The sequence below is a fragment of the Microbacterium sp. K41 genome (assembly GCF_004794395.1).
GTDB classification, from domain to species: Bacteria; Actinomycetota; Actinomycetes; order Actinomycetales; family Microbacteriaceae; genus Microbacterium; species Microbacterium sufflavum.
Window position 1 is genome coordinate 1 of sequence record NZ_SSDO01000097.1, and the last position, 1,232, is coordinate 1,232.

General features: G+C 73.1%; 2 protein-coding genes. One reads left to right on the top strand and one right to left on the bottom strand.

The features are described from left to right. The coding region (locus tag DW309_RS01930; RefSeq protein ID WP_136044394.1) for a shikimate kinase at positions 1 to 244 on the bottom strand (244 nt) is incomplete at its 3' end. An 84-nt stretch (positions 245 to 328) separates the two neighbouring features. Between DW309_RS01930 and DW309_RS01935 the strand changes: the two genes are divergently transcribed. Next, on the top strand, positions 329 to 1,232 hold a 904-nt coding region (locus DW309_RS01935; protein ID WP_136044395.1), incomplete at its 3' end, for a tagatose-bisphosphate aldolase.

Here is a 1,232-nt window from a genome sequence, read left to right on the forward strand (position 1 = left end):
CCACGGCCCGCAGCGCAGCGTAGCGACCCTCGCGTACGGCGGCGGCATGCGGCCCGCGCAGCCAGTGGCCGTTCCAGAGCTCGGGCGGGAGCGCGTCGAGGAGGGGGGTCGTGACGGCGTCGAGGTCGAGGAGCGGGACGCCGAGCTCGGCGGCGAGGGCGCGGCCGAGGGTGGTCTTGCCGCTTCCCGCGACCCCGGCCACGACGACCACGTGGGCGTCCGACGGTTGACAGGTCTCGGTCATACCCCCACCATAGAAGAGAAAGACACCGGTGTCATGGTTGATTTTCCGCGGATCATCGGTTTCTGCCCACGAGAAGAGGAACCCATGCTCACCCGCACCGTCGCCAACCCGCTCACGACGCTCGAACGCCGTGCCCTGCAGTCCCTCTCCACCCCCGACGGCGGCATGCTCATCGTCGCCGCCGACCAGCGCAACGGCATGAAGGCCGCCATCCCCGACGCACCGGGCGGCCCCGACGCCATCACCCGCGAAGAGCTGTCGGCGGTGAAGGCCGACCTCGTGCGCCACCTGGCCGTGCACGCGCCGGCCATCCTGCTCGACCCCGAGGTCGCCCTGCCGGCCGTCGTCGACGACGGCGTGCTCGACCGCGACACCGCCCTCGTGGTGGGCCTCGACGCGTCCGGCTTCGAGACCGTCGACGGTTTGCGCTACACCCGCTTCGTGCCCGGCGTCACCCCGCGCACGGTGCGCGAGCTCGGCGGCGGGGTCGCCAAGATGCTCTACTACACGCGGCCCGACCGGCAGGGGCGCGACTCCCGCGTCGCCGACGAGATGCGCGCGCTCATCGCCGAGTGCGAGGCGGAGGGACTCCTGCTGATCGTCGAGCTGCTCACCTACCGCCTCGACGACGAGACCGAGGAGGAGTACGCGGACGCCTTCCCGGCGCTCGTCGCGGAGGGGGCCGCGCTCGCCGTCGCGGCCGGTGCGAAGATCCTCAAGCTGCAGTACCCGGGATCCGCCGAGGCCAGCGCCGCGGTGACCGAGGCGGCCCAGGGGGTGCCGTGGGCGGTGCTGTCGGCCGGGGTCGACCACGAGACCTTCATCGGTCAGGTCACCACGGCGGTCGCGAACGGGGCGGCGGGAGCGATGGCCGGACGCTCGCTGTGGAAGGACAGCCTCTCGTACGACGCCGCCCGCCGCGAGGAACTGCTGACGACCCGCGCGCTGCCGCGACTGCGCGAGCTGGCCGCCGCCGTCGACGGGCGCG